The sequence below is a fragment of the Pseudomonas migulae genome, from assembly GCF_024169315.1.
In the GTDB taxonomy this organism is placed as follows: Bacteria; Pseudomonadota; Gammaproteobacteria; order Pseudomonadales; family Pseudomonadaceae; genus Aquipseudomonas; species Aquipseudomonas migulae_B.
The window spans coordinates 788125-808780 of sequence record NZ_JALJWR010000001.1 but is presented as its reverse complement, the minus strand read 5'-3'; the positions used below and the strand labels follow the sequence as shown (position 1 = coordinate 808780).

Annotated in this window: 14 protein-coding genes and 1 pseudogene; 7 read left to right on the top strand and 8 right to left on the bottom strand. The window is 59.7% G+C overall.

The window, feature by feature from the left end; translation table 11 throughout:
- Positions 1-170: 170 nt before the first annotated feature.
- From J2Y86_RS03610 to J2Y86_RS03595, 4 genes are all read right to left on the bottom strand, one after another.
- Positions 171-1592 (bottom strand): efflux transporter outer membrane subunit, encoded by a 1422-nt coding sequence (locus tag J2Y86_RS03610; protein WP_253428210.1) that lies wholly within the window; start codon positions 1590-1592, stop codon positions 171-173.
- Positions 1589-4771, bottom strand: a complete 3183-nt coding sequence (locus tag J2Y86_RS03605; protein ID WP_253428209.1) for an efflux RND transporter permease subunit — start codon at positions 4769-4771, stop codon at positions 1589-1591. Before J2Y86_RS03605 ends, J2Y86_RS03610 begins: the two co-directional genes overlap by 4 nt.
- A 15-nt stretch (positions 4772-4786) precedes the next feature.
- Positions 4787-6040 carry a multidrug efflux RND transporter periplasmic adaptor subunit MexE gene (gene mexE / locus J2Y86_RS03600; protein WP_253428208.1) on the bottom strand — a complete coding sequence of 418 codons (1254 nt, stop codon included), beginning with the start codon at positions 6038-6040 and terminating at the stop codon, positions 4787-4789.
- 643 nt (positions 6041-6683) lie between these two features.
- The gene (locus J2Y86_RS03595; RefSeq protein WP_253428207.1) at positions 6684-7700 is read right to left on the bottom strand and encodes a LacI family DNA-binding transcriptional regulator; all 1017 of its coding nucleotides are present in this window, start codon (positions 7698-7700) and stop codon (positions 6684-6686) included.
- Between the two features lie 185 nt (positions 7701-7885).
- Here J2Y86_RS03595 and J2Y86_RS03590 point away from each other — a divergent pair, with 185 nt between their 5' ends.
- The 3 genes from J2Y86_RS03590 to J2Y86_RS03580 are packed head-to-tail and all read left to right on the top strand — an operon-like array spanning position 7886 to position 11430.
- Positions 7886-9052: a Gfo/Idh/MocA family protein gene (locus J2Y86_RS03590; protein WP_253428206.1), complete on the top strand. Its 1167-nt coding sequence runs from the start codon at positions 7886-7888 to the stop codon at positions 9050-9052.
- Positions 9049-10152 (top strand): sugar phosphate isomerase/epimerase family protein, encoded by a 1104-nt coding sequence (locus J2Y86_RS03585; protein WP_253428204.1) that lies wholly within the window; start codon positions 9049-9051, stop codon positions 10150-10152. The genes J2Y86_RS03590 and J2Y86_RS03585 overlap by 4 nt, the downstream gene beginning before the upstream one ends.
- 42 nt (positions 10153-10194) lie before the next feature.
- The gene (locus tag J2Y86_RS03580) at positions 10195-11430 is read left to right on the top strand and encodes a nucleoside permease (RefSeq protein WP_253428202.1); all 1236 of its coding nucleotides are present in this window, start codon (positions 10195-10197) and stop codon (positions 11428-11430) included.
- A 109-nt stretch (positions 11431-11539) separates the two neighbouring features.
- On the opposite strand, the gene J2Y86_RS03575 is transcribed toward J2Y86_RS03580, so the two are convergent.
- The 3 genes from J2Y86_RS03575 to J2Y86_RS03565 form a co-directional block, all read right to left on the bottom strand.
- Positions 11540-11830, bottom strand: coding sequence for a hypothetical protein (locus J2Y86_RS03575; protein WP_253428200.1), 291 nt, complete (start codon positions 11828-11830; stop codon positions 11540-11542).
- A complete protein-coding gene (locus J2Y86_RS03570; RefSeq protein WP_253428198.1) occupies positions 11831-12214 on the bottom strand; it encodes a putative quinol monooxygenase in 384 nt (127 codons plus the stop codon).
- 192 nt (positions 12215-12406) lie between these two features.
- Positions 12407-13321 (bottom strand): LysR family transcriptional regulator, encoded by a 915-nt coding sequence (locus J2Y86_RS03565; RefSeq protein WP_253428197.1) that lies wholly within the window; start codon positions 13319-13321, stop codon positions 12407-12409.
- A 268-nt stretch (positions 13322-13589) separates the two neighbouring features.
- Between J2Y86_RS03565 and J2Y86_RS03560 the strand changes: the two genes are divergently transcribed.
- From J2Y86_RS03560 to pgm, 4 genes and pseudogenes are all read left to right on the top strand, one after another.
- Entirely contained in the window at positions 13590-14612 is a 1023-nt protein-coding gene (locus tag J2Y86_RS03560; RefSeq protein ID WP_253428195.1) for a zinc-dependent alcohol dehydrogenase family protein, read from the top strand.
- A 550-nt stretch (positions 14613-15162) separates the two neighbouring features.
- The gene (locus J2Y86_RS03555) at positions 15163-16647 is read left to right on the top strand and encodes a hypothetical protein (protein WP_253428192.1); all 1485 of its coding nucleotides are present in this window, start codon (positions 15163-15165) and stop codon (positions 16645-16647) included.
- Positions 16644-18043: pseudogene (locus J2Y86_RS03550) on the top strand (PLP-dependent aminotransferase family protein). The gene J2Y86_RS03555 and the pseudogene J2Y86_RS03550 overlap by 4 nt, the downstream one beginning before the upstream one ends.
- Before the next feature lie 109 nt (positions 18044-18152).
- Entirely contained in the window at positions 18153-19799 is a 1647-nt protein-coding gene (pgm, locus tag J2Y86_RS03545) for a phosphoglucomutase (alpha-D-glucose-1,6-bisphosphate-dependent) (RefSeq protein WP_253428191.1), read from the top strand.
- A gap of 155 nt (positions 19800-19954) precedes the next feature.
- Here pgm and J2Y86_RS03540 read toward each other — a convergent pair whose 3' ends face one another.
- Positions 19955-20650, bottom strand: coding sequence for a pirin family protein (locus J2Y86_RS03540; protein ID WP_031318906.1), 696 nt, complete (start codon positions 20648-20650; stop codon positions 19955-19957).
- Positions 20651-20656: the final 6 nt, after the last annotated feature.

The following is a 20656-nucleotide window of genomic DNA, read 5'->3' as shown; positions in this document are numbered from 1 at the left end:
GTGTAAGGCAACATAGATGGCGACTGAAACACCGCCTTCGCGAGCAAGCCCGCTCCCACATTGGATTAGTGGTGGATTCAACATTGTAAGCAGACAAAAAAAAGCCCCGCGACCGAATGAGGCGCGGGGCAAAAAAATCTGGTTGGCTGCGGCCAACCAAAAGAGCTCTGTTACTTGCTGGCGACCGTCTCTGGTTGCCAGCCGCCGCCAAGGGCCTTGTAGATCGCGACGATGCCGCGATACAGATCGACTTCAGCCTGGGCCTGGGTGTCTTCCGCTGCCAGACGCTCGCGCTGGGCATCGAGCAGGACGAGGAAGTCCGACGAGCCTTCGCGGTAGCGAATTTCCGCCAGGTCGGCGGCCGCGCGGCTGGATTCACTCTGACGAATCAGCGAAATCAGGCGTTGCTGGCGTTTGCCGTAATCACTGAAAGCGTTTTCCGATTCTTCCAGGGCCAGCAGTACTTGCTGCTCGTAGGTCGCCAGAGCACCTTCGGCTTCCGCGTCGGCACCGCGCAAACGCGCTCGAACACTGCCCAGGTCAAACGCTGCCCAGGTGATGCTTGGGCCCAGTGCCCAGGCATTGGCCGCCGAGGAACCGATCTGCGAACCGCGCCCGGCGGTAAAGCCGAGGAAGCCGCTGAGGCTGACCCGAGGGAACAGATCCGCCTTGGCCACACCGATACGTGCCGTGGCCGAAGCCAGTTGACGTTCGGCGCTGAGAATGTCCGGGCGACGTTGCAGCAGTTCGCCCGGGTCACCGATCGGCAATGCCTTGGCGATGGCCGGCAAGTCCTTAGGACTCAGGTCGACGGTCAGTTTGTCCGGACGTTCACCCAGCAAGGTGGCGATACGGTTTTTCTGTCGAACCTGTTCAGCCTGCAACTGCGGCACGCTGGCTTCGACGGCCGCCAGGCGTGCATCGGCGCGGACCACATCGAGCTGATCGCCGACGCCGGCATCACGCAGGCTCTCGGTGATCTTGCGCGATTCCTGCTGGTTGTTCAGGTTGGCCAGGGCAATCTTTTCCCGCAGTTGTGCGCCGCGCAGTTGACCGTAGGCGTCCACCAGTTCGGCAATCATGCTGACTTGCAGTTGGTACAGATCGGCTTCAGCCGCTTGCTGCTCGGCGTCGCTGGATTCCAGGTTGCGCTGGATGCGACCGAACAGATCCAGTTCCCAGGCCATGTCCAGACCCAGGTCATAGCGTTCGCTGTTGACCCGTTTGGTGGTCTGGCCCGGAATCTGGCCTTTGCCCAGATCACTGCTGGCGCGGCTGGTGATGGTCGGCATAGCGTCATTGCTGGCGTCGTCACGAATCGCCCGGGCCGCTTTCCAGCGTGCAAAGGCCACGCGCAAATCGCGGTTGCCTTGCAGAGATTGCGTCACCAACTGGTTGAGGGTCGGGTCTTCGAACTGCTGCCACCAGATACCTTCGAAACGCGAACGGTCGAAGTTTTTCTGGCCGGCAGCGCCATCGGTAGCGGTCGTGATGTTGGCCGGCTCGGTGGCTGGGGTCTTGTAGTCCGGGCCCACGGCACAGGCACTCAGGGCCAGTACCAGCAGGCTCGGCAGGAAGGCTTTCAGGCTCATTGTTGCGCCTCCAGTTTCAGGGCCTTGGCCGCTTTGCGTTTCTCACCGCGCTCCACAAAGTTACGAATCAATACGTAGAACACCGGCGTCAGCAACAGACCGAAGAAGGTCACCCCGAGCATCCCGGAGAACACCGCCACACCCATGGCATGACGCATTTCGGCACCGGCACCGCTGGAGAACACCAGTGGCACCACACCCATGATGAACGCGAAGGAGGTCATCAGGATCGGCCGCAGACGCAGACGGCACGCTTCGAGCACCGCAGCCAGCGGGCTCATGCCTTCGTCCTGCTGTTTATCCTTGGCAAACTCGACGATCAGAATCGCGTTCTTGCACGCAAGTCCCACCAGTACGATCAAGCCGATCTGGGTGAAGATGTTGTTGTCGCCTCCCGAAGCAATCACACCAGCGATGGCCGACAGCAGGGTCATCGGTACGATCAGGATCACCGCCAGTGGCAGGCTCCAGCTTTCGTACTGCGCCGCGAGCACCAGGAACGCCAGCAATACGCAGAGCGGGAACACGAACAGCGCGGTGTTGCCGGACAGAATCTGCTGGTAGGTCAGGTCGGTCCATTCGTAGGTCATGCCGTTCGGCAGTTCTTCCTTGAGCAGTTTCTCGATGGCCACCTGAGCCTGGCCGGAGCTGTAGCCGGGGGCTGCCGCACCGTTGATTTCAGCGGTGATGAAGCCGTTGTAGTGCATCACACGGTCCGGGCCCGAGGTGTCGCTGACCTTGATGAAGGTCGCCAGCGGGATCATCTCGCCTTTGTTGTTACGCACTTTCAGCTGACCGATCTGGTCCGGCTCGAGGCGGAACTGCTGTTCGGCTTGAACGTTGACCTGATAGGTACGACCGAAGCGGTTGAAGTCGTTGGCATACAGCGAACCCAGGTAGATCTGCAGGGTGTCGAAGATGTCGCTGACAGCCACGCCGTGGGTCTTGGCTTTTTCACGGTCGATGGCGGCATCGACCTGCGGCACGTTCACGGTGTAGCTGGTGAACAGCGCGGCCAGTTCCGGCACGTTGTGGCTCTTGGTGATGATGTTCATGGTTTCTTTGTACAGCTCGTCGTAGCCCAGGTTGCCCCGGTCTTCGATCTGCAGGCGGAAACCACCGATGGTGCCCAGGCCTTGTACCGGCGGCGGCGGGAAGATCGCCATGTAGGCTTCCTGAATCCCGGCGAACTGACCGTTCAATGCACCGGCAATCGCACCGGCGGACATGCTCGGGTCTTTACGCTCGTCGAACGGTTTCAGGGTCACGAACACGATGCCGGCGTTCGGGCTGTTGGTGAATCCATTGATCGACAGGCCGGGGAAGGCCACCGCACTTTCCACGCCAGGCTGTTTCAGCGCCAGGTCGGACATGCGTTTGATCACGTCTTCGGTGCGGTCCAGACTCGAAGCGTCCGGCAGTTGCGCGAAAGCCACCAGGTATTGCTTGTCCTGGCCGGGTACGAAACCGGTCGGGGTGTGGGCGAAACCGAAGAAGGTCAGCACCATCAGGCCTGCGTACAACAGCAGGGCAATACCGCTGCTGCGGATGACCCTGGCTACGGTGCCGACATAGCCATGGCTGGCGCGTTCGAAGAACCGGTTGAACGGACGGAACAGCCAGCCGCCCAATAGTTTATCGAGCACTTTGGTAAAGCGATCTTTCGGCGCATGGTGGCTCTTGAGCAGCACGGCGGCCAGGGCAGGGGACAGTGTCAGCGAGTTGAACGCCGAGATCACGGTCGAGATGGCAATGGTCAGGGCAAACTGTTTGTAGAACTGGCCGGTGAGTCCGGAAATGAACGCCGCCGGGATAAATACCGCACACAGCACCAGCGCCGTCGCGATGATCGGCCCGGTCACCTCTCGCATGGCTTTCTTGGTGGCTTCTACGGGCGTTTCTCCCAGCTCGATGTGCCTTTCCACGTTCTCCACCACCACAATCGCATCGTCGACCACGATGCCGATGGCCAGCACCAGACCGAACAGCGACAAGGCGTTCAGCGAGAAGCCGAACAGGTGCATCACCGCAAAGGTACCGATCAACGATACGGGCACCGCCACCAACGGAATGATCGAGGCGCGCCAGGTCTGCAGGAACAGGATCACCACCAGAACAACGAGGATCAGTGCTTCGAAGAGGGTGTGAACCACCGCTTCGATGGAGCCGCGCACGAAGATCGTCGGGTCATAGACGATGCTGAAGTCCATGCCTTCCGGGAAGCTCTTCTTCAGCTCTGCCATCTTGTCGCGCACTTCGTTGGAGATTTCGATCGCGTTGGAACCCGGGCGCTGGAAGATCGGGATCGCCACCGCCGGTTGGTTGTTCAGCAAGGAACGCAGGGCGTATTGGCTGGAACCGAGCTCAACGCGCGCGATGTCTTTTAGACGAGTGATTTCACCGTTGTCGCCGGAGCGAATGATGATGTTCTCGAACTCTTCTTCAGAAACCAGACGGCCCTGGGTGTTGACCGACAACTGGAACGCCGTGGCATTCGGTGCAGGCGGGGCGCCCAGGGCACCGGCCGCCACCTGACGGTTCTGCTCACGAATCGCGGTCACCACATCGGTGGCGGTCAGGTTGCGCGAGGCAGTCTTGTTCGGGTCAAGCCATACACGCAGCGAGTAATCGCCCATGCCGAACAGTTGCACATCACCGACACCGCCCAGACGCGCCAGCTCATCCTTGATGTTGAGCAAGGCGTAGTTGGACAGGTAGAGCATGTCGTAGCGTTTGTCCGGCGAGGTCAAGTGCACGACCATGGTCAGGTCGGGCGATGCCTTGTCCACGGTGATACCGATGCGCGTCACTTCTTCTGGAAGTTTCGGCTCGGTCCGGGTCACGCGGTTCTGCACCTGTACCTGCGCGTTGTCCAGGTCAGTGCCCAGCGCAAAGGTGATGGTCAGGGTGATCTTGCCGTCAGCGGTGGACTGCGAGGACATGTACAGCATGTTCTCGACGCCGGTGATGGCTTGCTCCAGTGGAGCGGCCACGGTTTCACCGATGACTTTTGGGTTGGCGCCCGGGAAGTTGGCACGGACCACAACGGTCGGCGGCACCACTTCCGGGTATTCGCTGATCGGCAACTGGAACAGCGAGATGGCACCGGCGATCAGGATCAGCAGCGACAGCACCGCTGCAAAGATCGGCCGAGAAATGAAGAATTGGGAAAAATTCATCGGAGTTGTTGTCCCTTAACCGCGTGGAGTCGCAGCAGCCAGTTTCACAACCGAACCCGGCGCGGCCTTCGCAGGCGCGACTTGGGGCAGGTTGCTGGCTTCCAGCGCTTGTCGTTGTTGTGCGAGTGCCGCGAGGGTTTGCTCGCTGGCCATCGGGATCACTTCAGGGGTGACTGGCGAACCGGGACGTACCCGCTGCAGGCCCTTGACGATGATCGTGTCGTCCTTGTTCAGGCCGTTGCGCACGATGCGCAGGCCTTCGATTTTTGGTCCCAGCTCGACCGCGCGGTAGGCGGTTTTGTTGTCCGCATCCATCACCAGCACGAACTTTTTACCGAGGTCGGTGCCGACGGCTTCGTCGTTGATCAGCACGGCGGAGTAGGTGCCGCTGCCGACCAGTTTCAGCCGCGCATACAGGCCTGGGGTGTAGGTGCCATCGGTATTGTCGAACACCGCGCGACCACGGATGGTGCCGGTTTTCGGGTTGACCTGGTTGTCGACGAAGTTCATCACGCCCTGGTGCGGGTTGCCGTCTTCGTTGGACAGGCCGAGGTACACCGGGGTGGTGGCGCCGCGTTTGCCCTGGCGAGCGAGCTGGGTGTACTTGAGGAACACACGCTCATCGGCGTCGAAGTAGGCGTAGACCTTGTCGGTGGACACCACGCTGGTCAGCGGGGTGGTATCGGCGGTCACCAGGTTGCCGGCGGTGATTTCCGCACGGCTGACGCGGCCGCTGATTGGCGCGGTGACGCGGGTGAAGCTCAGGTTCAGTTTGGCCAAGTCCAGTTGCGCTTGAAGCGCACCGACAGCGGCGCGAGCTTCTTGTGCCGCGCTGGTGCGCGAATCGGCCAGTTCGGCGGAAATCGCGTTGCTGGTGCGCAGGCGTTCACCGCGCTGGGCTTCATTTTCGCTACGGGTGGCATTGGCGCGGGATTGAGCAACCAGCGCTTCGAGCCGGCGGACCTCAGCCTGGAAAGGGCGTGGGTCGATCTGGAACAGCAGGTCACCTTTCTTGACCAGCGCGCCTTCGGTGAAGGCCACGTCATCGATCTGGCCGGAGACCCGTGGACGAATCTCTACCGTTTCCGGCGCTTCAAGGCGCCCGGTGAATTCGTCCCACTCGTTGACCGGTTGTTCCAGCACCTTGGCGACGCTGACTTTCGCCGCAGGCATGGTCGCGGCAGACTCCGGAGCCTTGCCGCAAGCGCTCATCACCAGCACGGCCAACATGGCCAAGGGGAAGCGCAAATGTTTGAGTGACTGTTCCATGGATGCATCCGCCAATGTATTGAGATGGGCGGATGATGCTCGGCGAGGTGGTATGGCACGAATCGAATGAAGCGAAGGTAACTATCATTCGGAATGATATAAGTTCAAAGCGAGCCCTCTAGCATGCGCCTGCGGTAGCAAGGCGATCAATGTGCTTGACGGCAATTCTGTGTTGCCAGTAATGCAAGGAATCGGCGTGAGAGCGAGTCGCTCCCTTCGCGGGCAAGCCTCGCTCCTACAGGGATGCGATCAACTGTAGGAGCGAGGCTTGCCCGCGAAGAGACCGTCGGCCCCAACAAGACTTCAGGATCAGGCCAGGCTATCCGGATCCCCAAAGAACATTTTGACTGGGCTCTAAAACGGTGGTTTCAGGTCGTTAAAAACTAACGATGCCCCCATATTTGCCCCCAATGGCGCGAGATGCGCGAGCGATTGCGAACGGCGATCTTTCAACTAAGCGTATGAGTGGAGGAGGTTACCTTCGATCGGATGTGGTCGCGCCCCTACCACAATCCTGCCTAATGGCCCTTCTAGGAAAGCCGCAAAACACTCCTTGATTCATATGCCGAGGTATCACTGATCCGGTCAGCCTCTTGCTAGCCACTATCTTTGCTGATCCTGGTGTGGCCACTTTTCTAAGATATCAAAAGCGCCCCTCTGTCTGTTGTACTGACGGGGCAGCAGAGCTTTTACGTATAGTCAGTTCAAAAGGCAGGATCACATGCTGCTGAAGATTGGTTTTTTTTTCGATCAGGTTGATCAGCATCTCCACGGCTCTGCGCCCAAAGCCTTCGGCGGGCTGGGCAATGGTGGTCAGCGGTGGATCACAGTAATGCGCCAACGGAATATCATCGAATCCCACCAAAGAGATATCTTCAGGCACGCGTAGGCCTGCTTCCTTGATGCGCTTGAGCGCGCCAATGGCCATCTCGTCGTTCTCGCAAAACAGCGCAGTGGGACGATCGGGTAGCGTCAGCAGGGTGGCAGCACCGTCATAGCCGGCGCGCAAGCTGAAGTCGCCATGGCAAATAATCGCCGGGTCGCTGGTGAGGCCTGCCTGAGCCAATGCCGCCTGGTAGCCCGCCACTCGATCCTGGGTCAGTGGGCTGCTTTGAGGGCCCTTGATCAAGCCAATCCGACGATGCCCCAAACCGATCAGGTGTTCGGTCATCGCTTTGGCGGCTGCCTGGTTGTCGAGGCTGATGGTGGGATGGCGTCCGTCCTTGATCACTTCGCAGGCGTTGATCATCGGCGGCGTGTCTGCGCGGTCTGCCGGAAAAGGATCGTAGGCACGCAACTGAATCACGCCATCGGCCTGATGGGCGTCAACCAGTTCGGCAAACTCGCGCTCGATGTCTTCGCGGCCCTGGGTGTCGCAGAGCAACAGTCGATAACCCGCGGCCTGGGCGGCCTGTTGTGCGCCGCTTATCACGCGCGCAAAAAACGTGTTGGCAATTTTCGGGACGAGGATGACCAGGTTGGCGGTGCGCCGAGAGCGAAACTGGACTGCCATCAAGTTGGGGCGATAACCCGCCTGTTCGACGGCAGCGTTGACCTTGTCCCGCGTGGCCTGACGTACGCGGTCGGGTGATGTCAGGGTGCGCGATACGGTAGCCACCGAAACGCCGGCGAGCCGGGCGACTTCACGAATATTGGACAAAATCACCTCATGTTTGAACTGAGCGTCGGGCGAGCTTACAGCAGGTCTGCCTGCGCTTGAATCCTCGCGACCGTGGATTATCGATTTGACAGCTTACTCTCCAGCGCATAAATTCCAGTTGAAATGTAACCGGTTACATTTTTATGGAAACAGCTTTCAACCGAGCCGGACAGAGAAGGTCAGCGATGAACACAGTGATACCCAAAATAAGAATGGGCTTTGTCGGTGGGGGGGAGGGTTCGTTTATCGCCCAGGCTCATCACCAGGCCGCGGGGCTCGATGGGCGCTTTGAGCTGGTTTGCGGTGCGTTCAGTCGCGACGCGCAGAACAACCTGCGTACGGGCAGCCACCTGGGCCTGGCGCAATCACGCTGCTACAGCACATGGCAATCAATGCTGGAGGCCGAGCGCGCGCTGCCGGCCGAACAGCGCATGGAACTGCTGGTGATTGTCACCCCCAATCATCTTCACGCACCGGTGGCCAGCGAAGCGCTGGCCGCCGGTTTCCATGTGTTCTGCGAGAAGCCCGCGGCCTTGAACCTGGCTGAGCTGCAGGCCCTGAAAACCCGTTTGCACAGCAGCGTTGGGCTCTATGGCCTGGCCCACACCTACCTCGGTTACCCCATGGTCTGGCAAGCGCGGGAAATGGTGCGCAGTGGCTTGATTGGCGTGGTGCGAAAGGTCCTGGTGGAGTATCCCCAGGGCTGGCTCAGCCAGGATGTGGCCGGGCAGGGCAACAAGCAGGCCGAGTGGCGTGGGCAGCCGGAACTGTCCGGAGTGGGCGGCTGCATCGCCGATATCGGCACCCATGCTTTTTCCCTGGCGGAGTTTGTGGCTGATCAAACCGTCACCCACCTGTGTGCCAGTCTGGGTGTGCACGTCGAGGGCCGTCAGTTGGATGACGACGCCGCGATGCTGCTGAAGATGGAGCAGGGCGCCAGTGGCGTGCTGATCGCCAGCCAGGTCTGCGCGGGGGAAGAGAACCCGCTGAGTATTCGTGTCTACGGTGACAAGGGCGGCCTTGAATGGCGCCAGGAACAACCCGCCAGCCTGATTCATCGTTCATTGGAGCAACCGATGCGCGTCTTGCGCTCCGGCACCGGGCAGCCGTGGTTGTGCGAGGCGGCGACCCAGCGTATGCGCTTGCCCGCTGGTCATCCCGAAGGTTACCTGGAAGCCATGGCCAATCTGTATGGCGATTTTGCCCAGGCTATTCGCGGCGAGGTTGAAGGCCACACCGCGCCGGGTGTGCCGGGGATCGAGGTGGGCCTGCGTGGCATGGCCTTTATCGAAGCGGCCATCGCCAGCCACACCAGCGATGCCAAGTGGACCCCGCTGGAGTGCAGCCGATGAAACCGCAGACGGCTGCCGTGCCCCCGAATGCCCTTGCCCCTCAAGGCCTGCGTGGCCCCGGGATATTCCTGGCGCAGTTCATCACCGATGAAGCGCCTTTCGACTCTCTGGCCAATATCGCCCAATGGGCAGCGTCCCAGGGCTACACAGCCATTCAACTACCGACCCTGGGCACGCGCTACATCGACCTTGAACGCGCAGCCGAAAGCCAGAGCTATTGCGATGATCTGAAGGCCGTCTGCGCCAGCGCCGGGGTTGAAATCAGCGAACTGTCCACCCACCTGCAAGGGCAGTTGGTGGCCGTGCACCCGGCGTTCGATGCGCTGTTCGATGACTTCGCGCCGGCGCATCTGCGTGGCCAACCCCAGGCGCGTACCGAGTGGGCGATCGAGCAATTGAAGCTGGCAGCACGGGCCAGCCAGCGTCTGGGCCTGACGGCACACGCAACGTTTTCCGGGGCCTTGCTCTGGCCCTATATGTACCCCTGGCCACAGCGCCCGGCCGGTTTGGTGGAGCAAGGTTTTGCCGAACTGGCCAAGCGCTGGCTGCCGATCCTCGACTGTTTTGATCAGGCCGGCGTCGACCTATGCTACGAAATTCACCCGGGTGAAGACCTGCACGACGGCGCCTCATTCGAGCGTTTCCTCGAGGCGGTCAATCATCATCCCCGTGCGGCCATCCTCTATGACCCCAGCCACCTATTGCTTCAGCAAATGGACTACCTGGGGTTTATCGACCGTTATCACTCACGCATCCGCATGTTCCACGTCAAGGACGCGGAGTTCCGTCCCGATGCGCGCTCCGGTGTCTATGGCGGTTACCAGGGTTGGGTCGAGCGCCCCGGGCGTTTCCGCTCGTTGGGTGATGGCCAGATCGACTTCAAGTCGATCTTCAGCAAGCTGACCCAATACGGCTTCACCGGTTGGGCCGTGCTGGAGTGGGAGTGCTGCCTCAAAGACTCCGCCCAAGGCGCTGCCGAAGGCGCGGGGTTCATCCGTGACCACATGATTAGCCGAAGCCAAAAGGCCTTTGACGATTTTGTCAGCGTGGCCAGCGATGCGGCTTCCAACAGACGTTTGTTGGGCTTGCCTGACGCCTGAGTTTCACCAGTTTCTTTCAATAACAATAAGACGGTGACTGTTATGACGTGGATGACTGCGCGCTTGAGCGCCATGATGTTTCTGCAGTTCTTTATCTGGGGTGGCTGGTTCGTCACCCTGGGCACTTTTCTGTCCAGCCAGTTGGGCGCCAGCGGCGGGCAGATTGGCATGGCGTTCTCGACCCAGTCCTGGGGCGCGATCATTGCCCCGTTCGTGATCGGGCTGATCGCTGACCGCTTCTTCAATGCCGAACGCATCCTGGCGGTGCTGCACCTGGTGGGGGCTGTGTTGCTCTATCAGCTATACCGAGCGCCGGACTTCGGCGCGTTCTATCCCTACGTGCTGGCCTACATGATGATCTATATGCCGACCCTGGCACTGGTCAACTCCGTGGCTTTTCGCCAGATGCGCGATCCGGCGCTGGAGTTCTCGCGTATTCGGGTGTGGGGCACCGTGGGCTGGATTGTCGCGGGTGTGATGATCAGTTTTGTGTTTGCCTGGGACTCGAAAGCCGCGATTGCTTCCGGTGGCCTGCGCAACACCTTCCTGATGGCGGCGCTGGCGTCGCTGGTGCTGGGCGTCTACAGCTTCACGCTGCCCAGTACGGCGCCGCTGAAAGCCGAAACAACGCGAACCGGTGTTAAACAGATCCTCGGCCTAGATGCCTTGGGTCTCCTGAAAGACCGCAGCTACCTGGTGTTCTTCATTGCCTCGATCCTGATCTGTATCCCGCTGGCGTTCTATTACCAGAATGCCAATCCGTTCCTCGCCGACATAGGCATGACCAATCCCACGGCGAAGATGGCCATCGGGCAGGTCTCCGAAGTCCTGTTCATGCTGCTGCTGCCCCTGTTCATTCACCGTTTCGGCATCAAGATCGCGTTACTGATGGGCATGCTGGCCTGGGCCTTGCGATACGTGCTGTTCGCCTACGGCAATAACGCCGACCTGGCCTTTATGCTGTTCACCGGCATTGCTCTGCACGGCATCTGCTACGACTTTTTCTTTGTGTCCGGGCAGATCTATACCGACGCGAAAACCCCTGAGCGTTTCAGAAGCTCGGCCCAGGGCCTGATTACCCTGGCCACCTACGGCGTTGGCATGCTGATCGGTTTCTGGGTCGCGGGCCATGTCTCTGATTACTACGCCACCCCTGCGGGTCACCAGTGGCAGAGCATCTGGTTGTTCCCGGCGTTCTTTTCCCTGGGTGTGGTGCTGGTGTTCATGTTTGCCTTTCGCGATGCGCGGCGGTCTGAGTTGGCACCTGCCAAGGCTTGAGCGGTTATGACTTGATAACAACCCACCTTGAAATGGCGATGCGCGGGGCAGGCAAAAACTGAATGGCGAACCGAATGCCTTTCAGAGCCCCGCGTTGGACAGTGCGATATCAGTCGTGAGCGAGTGACACCGAGAGATCACGCCACGCCGCCAGTTCCTCATGACGTTTCTGAAGTTCGTCTTCAAAATAGCCGATAGCGTCGCTGCCAGCGGTGAAGCGCAGTGGACGCTTTTCAGTGTGGGCCAAGATAATCAAGGCCTGCGCCAGCTTCTTCGGATCATTGGCTTGCTTGCCATGTACCGCCAGGACCGCTTCACGCGAGCCGGCTGGATTCTTTGCGTAATCTTCAATGCTGTGCCTGCGGGCCTGATTGCACAATCCGAGCAAATAATTGCCCAATCATTGACCTTGCTGTGCGCTGAGCTGCACCGGGTCGGTTTCGATAAGCGTTCTGGACACGATCATCGACTTTGTCGTTTTCACGTATTTCTGAAAATGGGCAGATGCGATATGGCTTTTGTAGGCCACTTCGTTTGCATAGATTTCGAAGAAGTGAAGGCGGTTCGGGTGGTCCTTTTCCGCCACCGAATAAATCGCGAGCACGCCTGGCTCAAGCCGAACAGAGTCAGCCATTTCCTCCTTGACCGCCGTTTGGTAAGCCGCCAATTGAGCAGGGTCTATCACGAGTTGTGCAATCCGCACGACTTTTTCGGTCGGCTCCGCTGCCAACACCGAACCTACCCAAATGCATCCAACTACAACAGCTATACGCAGTACCGACATGTGCATTTATTCCAGATAGCCACTGATGGGGCATTCTCGGGACGTTGAGCAAACCCTGGGGGCATACTTTTCAAACTATCCAAAGAATGCCCCTAGATGTGCCCCCAATGTAGCAATCCACTGGAAGTGAATGGATCTCCATGGCCTATGAAAAGCCAGAAATGATCAGCTAAACAGCCTACCCGACGACGCCTAAAGACTCTCAGGATCGCCAAAGAACATCTGAATCCGCGACCGCAACCAACGCTCCCCCGGGTCATTATCCTGGGACCCACGCCACGCCATGTGCAATTCAAAGGTACGCACCGGCAACGGCGGTTCTTCAGCCCGCAAACCGCCGCCCGCCGTCAACGCGTCCGCGGTGTAGTCAGGCACCGTCGCGACGATATCGGTCCCGCTGATGAGCGTGTTGAGCCCGTTGAACTGCGGCACCGCGAGCACCACATGACGTTTGCGCCCGAGCTTTTCCAGTTCTTCATCTATAAAGCCGCTCAGGTCACCGGCATAGGAGACCAGCGCATGGGGTCGGGCGCAGAAGTCATCCAGGCTCAACGGCCCCGGTACGCTGTCGGCGCGTAACAGTTTGGGCATGCTGCGGCGCAGCACTTTGCGCTTGGCGTTGGCTGGCAGGTCGGTGGTGTAGCTGACGCCGATTGAAATCTCGCCCGAGGCCAGCAGGCTCGGCATCAGGATGTAGTTGGCCCGACGCACCACCAATACGATCCCCGGCGACTCCGCACGCAAACGCTTGAGCAGTAACGGCAGCAGCGCGAACTCGGCATCGTCCGACAGGCCAATGCGGAACACCGCCGTACTGGTCGCCGGATCGAATTCTGCCGCACGGCTGACAGCGGTGGAAATCGAATCCAGGGCTGGAGAGAGCAGGGCGAAGATTTCCACCGCACGGGCGGAAGGCTCCATGCTGCGCCCGGTTCGCACGAACAACGGGTCATCGAACAGCCCGCGCAGGCGTGAGAGCGCCGCACTGATGGCCGGCTGGCCGAGGAACAATTTCTCCGCGGCGCGGGTCACACTGCGTTCGTGCATCAATGTTTCGAAAACGATTAACAGGTTCAGGTCGACACGACGCAGGTCATTACGATTCATCTGGAGTCCTGGAAGAGTCATCAAGCTTGACGAGAGCGGCCATATGAGAACAATGGCCGGCATGAATCTTACGGGGAAAGGCTGCTACTCTGCACCGAATAATTCAGTTTCCCTGGAATGGCTACTCTGGATTTTACGATAACCGTTGATCCTGTGGATGCTGCGGAATCAATGACAGGCATGTCGACTATTAATAGCCACTGATAGTCTTGGGTAGAAAGCCCAGATAGAGTTCAGGGCATTAGAGGTTTCTTTGGCGAGGTTTGCGATGTCACGCACGATCCGTTTTCACAAGTTTGGTCCAGCCGAGGTGCTCAAATGCGAAGAGCATGCGGCCGCTCTCCCTGCGCCGGGCGAAGTGCAGGTGCGCGTCGAGGCGATTGGCATCAGCTGGTACGACATTCTCTGGCGCCAGAACCTGGCCTCGTCCCACGCTCGTCTGCCTTCAGGCCTCGGCCATGAAATGTCTGGCGTCGTGACGGCGGTAGGCGAGGGCGTCGATGATCTGGCTGTCGGTGACAAGGTCGCCAGCTTCCCGGCTGAAAGCCCGAACGACTATCCCGTTTATGGCGAGCAGATCGTTCTGCCGCGCTCGGCACTGACCCGTTATCCGGACGTGCTCAGCCCGATTGAAGCGGCGGTGCATTACACGCCGCTGTTGATTGCCTACTTCGCGTATGCCGATCTGGCACGGGTCAAGCCTGGTCAGTTCGCCCTGGTCACCGACGCCAGTCACTGTGCCGGTCCTTCCTTTGTACAGTTGGGCAAGGCTTTAGGTGTACGGGTGATTGCCGCCACGAAGACAGCTGAAGAGCGTGAATACCTGCTGTCGCTGGGTGCCGAAAAAGTCATCGTCACCGAGGAAGAAGATCTGCTCATGCGGATCAACAAAATCACCGACAACCGCGGTGTCGACGTGGTGTTCGATGGCCTCGGCGGCCCGCAGATGTCACTGCTCGGCGATGTGCTCGCGCCTCGTGGCAGCCTGGTGCTGTATGGCCTGCAAGGCGGTAATCAGACGCCGTTCCCGGCCTGCGCGGCGTTTCAGAAGAACATTCAGTTCTTCGTTCACTGCATCGGCAACTTCACCGGCAAGCCGGAGTTGGGCATCATCCAGGACCAGGTGGCACTGCAACGTGCCTTGCGCGACATCAACCAGCTGACCGCTGACCGCGTGCTGCTGCCACTCAAGACTCGGGTCTTCCCGTTTTCCGAGTTTGTCGAAGCACACCGCTACATGGACGAATGCCCATGCCGCGAACGGGTCGCCTTGCAGGTCGAACCTGCGTAACACACGCTGAAAAAAAGTCCGTGCCTGCACGGACTTTTTTTTGTCTTCTGAAAACGTGAGACGCCCATCTGTCGATGGAGTCAGTTCCGCAACTGAACTGGTTTTTGCTCTCGATCTGTATCTTCTAATCGTCATTTAAGCCCTGATAATTGAATGATTACTTTCATCTCAAGGAAAGAGTCATGGCTGGGTATCGGTTTGATACTTTTCAACAAACATCTTTAATACATTTCCGACAAACTGTTGATCGTTGTGCAGTTGCCAAACAAGCGTGTGCGACTTCTTTCTTTATTTCTTGTGCTAAATGTCTGTGGGGCGTTGTCGGATATTTCCTAGGACCTCTCTCGCAGCCCGAGAGCCCAGGTTTTACGGGGCTTTCCGGCGGACTGGCTTTGGCCGGAACTGTTGCGCTATCGAGTCATGTCAAATAATTACTCAAGGTTTGAGTGTTAGTATTTGAATAACGTCCAGCTCTTCATGCGTGGCAGACAATTCGTCTGCGCATTGCATAGTGTTGTTTGCGCACTATTGAACTATCAGGTAAATAAAGATGACCCTCATCCATGACCAGGCGATGAATTATGTTTATCAGCAAATGCTGCAACGTTTGCTGAGTTTCTTTTCCCGGGCCGAACGCACGGCATTGCAGCTGCTGATTCAGCGGTTGGTGGTCACCGCCGGTGGCATGGAGCGCATTGGCGAGTACAAGGTGCTGGCCATCCAGTCCGGTTCCCGGGACAGCTGCTACACCCTGGCGCTGCTGCGGGCCGCACAGCTGAGTATTGCCGGCAGGGCGCCTGCCACGTTCCAGTTGCGCGTGGCTTCACTGCGCATGAACGGCGTCAGTTCGACGGTTCAAGACAACATTCATCGCAGCTACAGCGCCTTGTTTCTCTATGATGATCCTCGGGTCGAAGTATTGATGGCCGATAATCGGGAGGTTTTGCCGTTCAGGCACCTGGCACCGATTTCGGAGGCGGGCCGCGAAACCAATCGACTCAACCTGCTGATGGTGGGGCACCGCCAGCCCCTGGACGGGCCGATCAGTCTGTGGGACGACGGGTATCTGGCTATTGGCGAATTCGTGGGGCAGATCGCCCGGTGGAACAGCGGCGTCGATGCATTGGTCTGCAGCGACGCACCGCGTCAGCAGAAACAGTTTATCGATGGCCTGAAGCGGGCAGCCGCGAAGGCCGGGATCGAGACGTCGAATCATTCCGGAACAGGCTTTGATGTGCTGTTTGCGGTGCTCGACGAACTCGGCAGCGATTGTTACCGCGCCTTTTATGACGGGCAGGGGCAAGCCCAATGGCGCCCGGCCGAACAGTTTGAAGCCTGCCGTCGCACCACGTTCATCGACATCCACGACATGCTGGTCAGCAACCGGGAAGAGCGGTGGCCGCTGCTCACCGAGTTCCTGGGTTTTCAACCTGACGAACTCACCGCACAGCTCAGCGACAACGAATACGTCAGCCCTTCGATTTCTGCCCATGTCCGGGGTTTGCAAGCGTGCTTCATGCACGGTCACAGCTATGAGTCAGGCATCGCCGAATATTTGCAGCGCGCCTTGGTGATGATGCGCCGCAAGCATCTGCCGGAACGTCTGTGCGAGCAAGCCGTGGAGGTCTTTGGCAACCCGGCGAGGCAGTCCGAACAGCGCGCACTGGCAGCGGCCGAGGCGCAGAAAAGCCTCGGGTTGAGCGAAGCGCAGTTGGTGTGCCTGCTCTTCGCACCTTTTGTCGACAACGGCGCTGGGCTCGAGCGTTTCCTGCGCCAGTGCCACCCGGGCATGCTGGTCGCGATGCCTGACTTGCACCGGGCGATGCAGGGCAACCCGGTGCCGGAGCAGATTGTGCAATGGATGGTCGACGTCAGCGGGCTGCCTGTCAGCCTGATCGGCAAGCTGTACCGCATGGGGCCGGTGCCTGGGGTCGAGGGCAGCGCGGCTGACGGGGAGCTCGAAGACGCGGACGGGCAATCCGAAGCCGGCGACCATGATGCAGCGGTGGCGGGTGAATGGTCAGCGGGACGTTGAAAGGACCTCGCGAGACCGACTTTGCCTATCAGGCGGTGTACCGATACTTGACCCACCTGATCAACGAGCCGGTCAGCGACACGAGTGTGCGCTTGCCATCGTTGCGTCAGCTGGCCAATCGTCTGAGCGTGTCGATCTCGACGATTCAGTACGCTTATTCCCTGCTGGAGAAAGAAGGCCGTGTCTACTCGGTGGCCAAGTCCGGCTACTACGCGTTGCCAGTGTCCTCGATCAATATGCCCGGCACTGCAACGACCTGCTCGAAACCGTCTATGTCAGCGCCAGGCGTCCGGGCATGCTGGTCTTCAGCGCCGATGAGCCAGCGCTGCTGCAGCCCCTCGACAGTCCGTTGTTGCTGCTGGAACGTGAACTGCTGCGTCAGTACCCGCGTCTGCCGCAACCACCTTCACAACCGTGCGGCGAGCTCGAACTGCGCACCGCGCTCGCCGCACGTTACACCACGTCGCCGGTGCGCTGCTGGCATGCCGATGACGTCTATGTCGGCGCGGATTTGCGCGGCGTCCTGGAAATATTGATCGCTGTGCTGGGTCTCAAAGAGGCGGCGGTGGTCGTCGAGTCGCCGTGTGACTGGACGATTCTGCGCCTGCTTCAGGCGGCGGACGTTCAAGTGATCGAATGGCCGATGCAAGCCAATGGCAGCCTGGACGTCGAGCGACTCAAGGAACTGCTGGAAACCCGGCCGGTGCGGCTGGTGATGCTGTCGTCGGGGGTGAGTGTGCCGCGGGGTAGCCTGCCGCCCGATGACAATCGACAAGCCGTTGCGCAGTTGCTGGAACAGCACGGCAGTTGGGTGCTGGAAAACGACTGTTACGGCGAGCTCGAATTCGAGCCCGGCGGTCTGCGATTCCGCGACCTGCTCGACCCCGACCGACTGATCGTGTTCTCCACGTTCGAGAAAATCATCGGTCCGGAAGCGCCCTACGGCTATCTGCTGTCGCGGCATTTCAGCGAGCAGTTGCAGCGGCACTTTCTGCTACGCTCATTTCGCCTGTCACCGATTCGCCAGAAAGCCATTGCCCGTTTGTACGGCAGTGGCCGGATCGATCAGCACCTTCATGTGTTGCGCAGGTTGCTCAAGGATCGCAAGGTGCAGATGACGCAGATATTGCAGGAGCGTCTGGGCGACGCCCTGCAGGTCGTCGATCCTCAGGGCGGGGCGACGATCTGGGCACGCTCACTGCGTCAGGTCGATATGCGTCGAGTGTTCCAGCGCTTACTCAAACATCATGTGGTGATTGCGCCGGGGGAGCTCTTCAGTCTGCAGGGCCTGCACACGCAGCACTTGCGCTTGAATCATGCGTTTGGCGGCGATCATGACATCGCTGCTGTACTGAGCCTGCTGGGGGATGCCTTGCGGTTGGAGTCGATGGACTGACGCGACTGAAAACAACCTGGGACCCGTGGGATCGATCCCATCGCGTTGCGGTCAAACTGCCAGTAAACTGCGATCCAATTCCTGAACCACTCTATTCCAGAGGTTTTGCATGACACTCAGTCCTTTTGCGGGCAAACCGGCACCGGCAGAATTGTTGGTCGACATCCCGCGACTGGTCACGGCCTATTACACCGGCCAGCCCGATGCCGCCATCTCCACCCAGCGCGTCGCCTTCGGCACATCAGGGCACCGGGGTAGCTCGTTCGACCTGAGTTTCAACGAATGGCACGTTCTGGCGATCAGCCAGGCGATCTGCCTGTACCGCGAAGCCCAGGGCATCGACGGGCCGCTGTTCGTCGGCATCGATACCCACGCGCTGTCCACCCCGGCCGGCGCCAGCGCCCTCGAAGTCCTGGCGGCCAACGGCGTGACGGTGATGATTGCCGAGGGTGATGAATACACCCCGACACCGGCGATTTCCCACGCCATCCTCTGCTACAACCGCGGTCGCACCTCCGGGCTGGCGGACGGTATCGTCATCACGCCGTCCCACAACCCGCCGCAAAGCGGTGGCTACAAATACAACCCTACCAACGGCGGCCCGGCCGATACCCACATCACCAAGTGGATCGAAGCCAAGGCCAACGAGCTGCTGGGCAACAAGCTCGCCGGCGTAAAACGCATCAGCTACGAACAGGCGCTGAAGGCCGGCACCACCCGTCGTCATGATTACCTCAACACCTATGTGGCCGATCTGATCAACGTGATCGACTTCGATGCCATTCGCGATGCCAAGCTGCGTCTGGGCGTTGATCCGCTGGGCGGAGCAGGGGTGCGCTACTGGTCGGCGATTGCCGAACATTACAAGCTGGATCTGGAGGTGGTGAACAAGCAGGTCGATCCGACGTTCCGCTTCATGACGGTCGACTGGGATGGCCAGATCCGCATGGACCCGTCTTCCAGCCACGCCATGCAAGGCCTGATCGGTCTGAAAGAGCGTTTCGACGTGGCGTTCGCCTGCGATCCGGACCACGACCGCCATGGCATCGTGACCCCGTCGGGTGGATTGCTTGCGCCGAACAGCTACCTGGCGGTATCCATCGACTACCTGTTCCAGAACCGTCCGCAATGGCGCGCCGATGCAGCCGTGGGTAAAACCGTGGTCAGCAGCGGCTTGATCGATCGCGTGGCCAAGCGTTTGGGCCGTCGCCTGTACGAAGTACCGGTCGGGTTCAAATGGTTTGCCGACGGTCTGTTCGACGGCTCGCTGGGTTTTGGCGGCGAAGAAAGCGCTGGCGCGTCGTTCCTGCGCAAGAACGGCGGTGTCTGGAGTACCGACAAGGATGGTTTGATCCCGGCGCTGCTGGCGGCAGAAATGACCGCTCGTACCGGTCGTGACCCAAGCCAGGCTTACCGCGCATTGACCGACGAACTGGGCGAACCGTTCTCGGTGCGCGTCGATGCCAAGGCCAATCCTGAACAGAAAGCGCTGCTGAGCAAGTTGTCGCCGGACCAGGTCACCTCGACCCAGCTGGCGGGCGAAGCGATCCAGAGCATCCTCAGCCATGCGCCGGGCAACGACCAGGCCATCGGCGGTCTGAAAGTCATGACCGAGAACGGCTGGTTCGCGGCGCGTCCGTCGGGTACCGAGGACATCTACAAGATTTACGCCGAGAGTTTCGTCAGCGACGAACACCTGAAGCAGTTGGTGGCTGAAGCCCAAACGCTGGTGGACGGCGCAATTTCCGCGAAATAGTTGAGGGCCTCTTCGCGGGCAAGCCTCGCTCCTACAAGGATTGCGCAACCCCCTGTAGGAGCGAGGCTTGCCCGCGAAGGCGTCGGAACAGCCAGCCAAAAAAAATGGGGCGACCATCAACGGTCGCCCCATTTTTTTGCCCTGCATTTACCCAATCAAGCCAGGTCCACCAGAACTATCTCACTGTCCTCAATGGCCGTCACCCGCAACACCTGCTCATCGGCCACTGCAACACCGTCTCGAGCTTGTGCGCGCAACCCATTGACTTCAATGACGCCCGTGGCCGGCACCAGGTAAGCACGACGGCCGCTGTCCAGCCGATATTCGGCAGACTCGCCGGCCTTCAGGTTCGCTGCCACCAGCCGCGCATCCGCACGAATCCGCAGGCTTTGGTCGTCGCCGCTCTTGCCGCTCGCCAGGGTCACAAATCCTTCGCGCTGGCCTTTAGGGAACGGCTTGGCGCCCCACGAAGGTGCCAGGCCGGTTTCGTTCGGGATGATCCAGATCTGGAAGATTCTGGTTTCGGTGGCTTCCAGGTTGTATTCGCTGTGCGCAATCCCGGTGCCGGCACTCATGACCTGAACGTCGCCCGCTTCGGTGCGGCCCTTGTTGCCGAGGTTGTCCTCGTGAGTAATCGCGCCTTCACGAACGTAAGTAATGATCTCCATGTCCCGGTGGGGGTGTTTCGGGAAGCCGGTGCCGGAGGCGATCACGTCATCGTTCCACACCCGCAGGTTGCCCCAGTTCATGCGTTTTGGGTCGTGGTACTCGGCGAACGAAAAGTGGTGATGAGCATCCAACCAGCCATGGTGGGCGCCGCCCAGGGAGTTGAAAGGTCTGAGTTCGAGCATGATCGT

Coding starts and splice junctions, on each gene's coding strand:
- J2Y86_RS03605 (WP_253428209.1), bottom strand. CDS start 4,771: ATGAATTTTTCCCAATTCTTCATTTCTCGGCCGATCTTTGCAGCGGTG.
- J2Y86_RS03555 (WP_253428192.1), top strand. CDS start 15,163: ATGACCCTCATCCATGACCAGGCGATGAATTATGTTTATCAGCAAATG.
- J2Y86_RS03590 (WP_253428206.1), top strand. CDS start 7,886: ATGAACACAGTGATACCCAAAATAAGAATGGGCTTTGTCGGTGGGGGG.
- J2Y86_RS03565 (WP_253428197.1), bottom strand. CDS start 13,321: ATGAATCGTAATGACCTGCGTCGTGTCGACCTGAACCTGTTAATCGTT.
- J2Y86_RS03540 (WP_031318906.1), bottom strand. CDS start 20,650: ATGCTCGAACTCAGACCTTTCAACTCCCTGGGCGGCGCCCACCATGGC.
- mexE (WP_253428208.1), bottom strand. CDS start 6,040: ATGGAACAGTCACTCAAACATTTGCGCTTCCCCTTGGCCATGTTGGCC.
- pgm (WP_253428191.1), top strand. CDS start 18,153: ATGACACTCAGTCCTTTTGCGGGCAAACCGGCACCGGCAGAATTGTTG.
- J2Y86_RS03570 (WP_253428198.1), bottom strand. CDS start 12,214: ATGTCGGTACTGCGTATAGCTGTTGTAGTTGGATGCATTTGGGTAGGT.
- J2Y86_RS03585 (WP_253428204.1), top strand. CDS start 9,049: ATGAAACCGCAGACGGCTGCCGTGCCCCCGAATGCCCTTGCCCCTCAA.
- J2Y86_RS03560 (WP_253428195.1), top strand. CDS start 13,590: ATGTCACGCACGATCCGTTTTCACAAGTTTGGTCCAGCCGAGGTGCTC.
- J2Y86_RS03580 (WP_253428202.1), top strand. CDS start 10,195: ATGACGTGGATGACTGCGCGCTTGAGCGCCATGATGTTTCTGCAGTTC.
- J2Y86_RS03610 (WP_253428210.1), bottom strand. CDS start 1,592: ATGAGCCTGAAAGCCTTCCTGCCGAGCCTGCTGGTACTGGCCCTGAGT.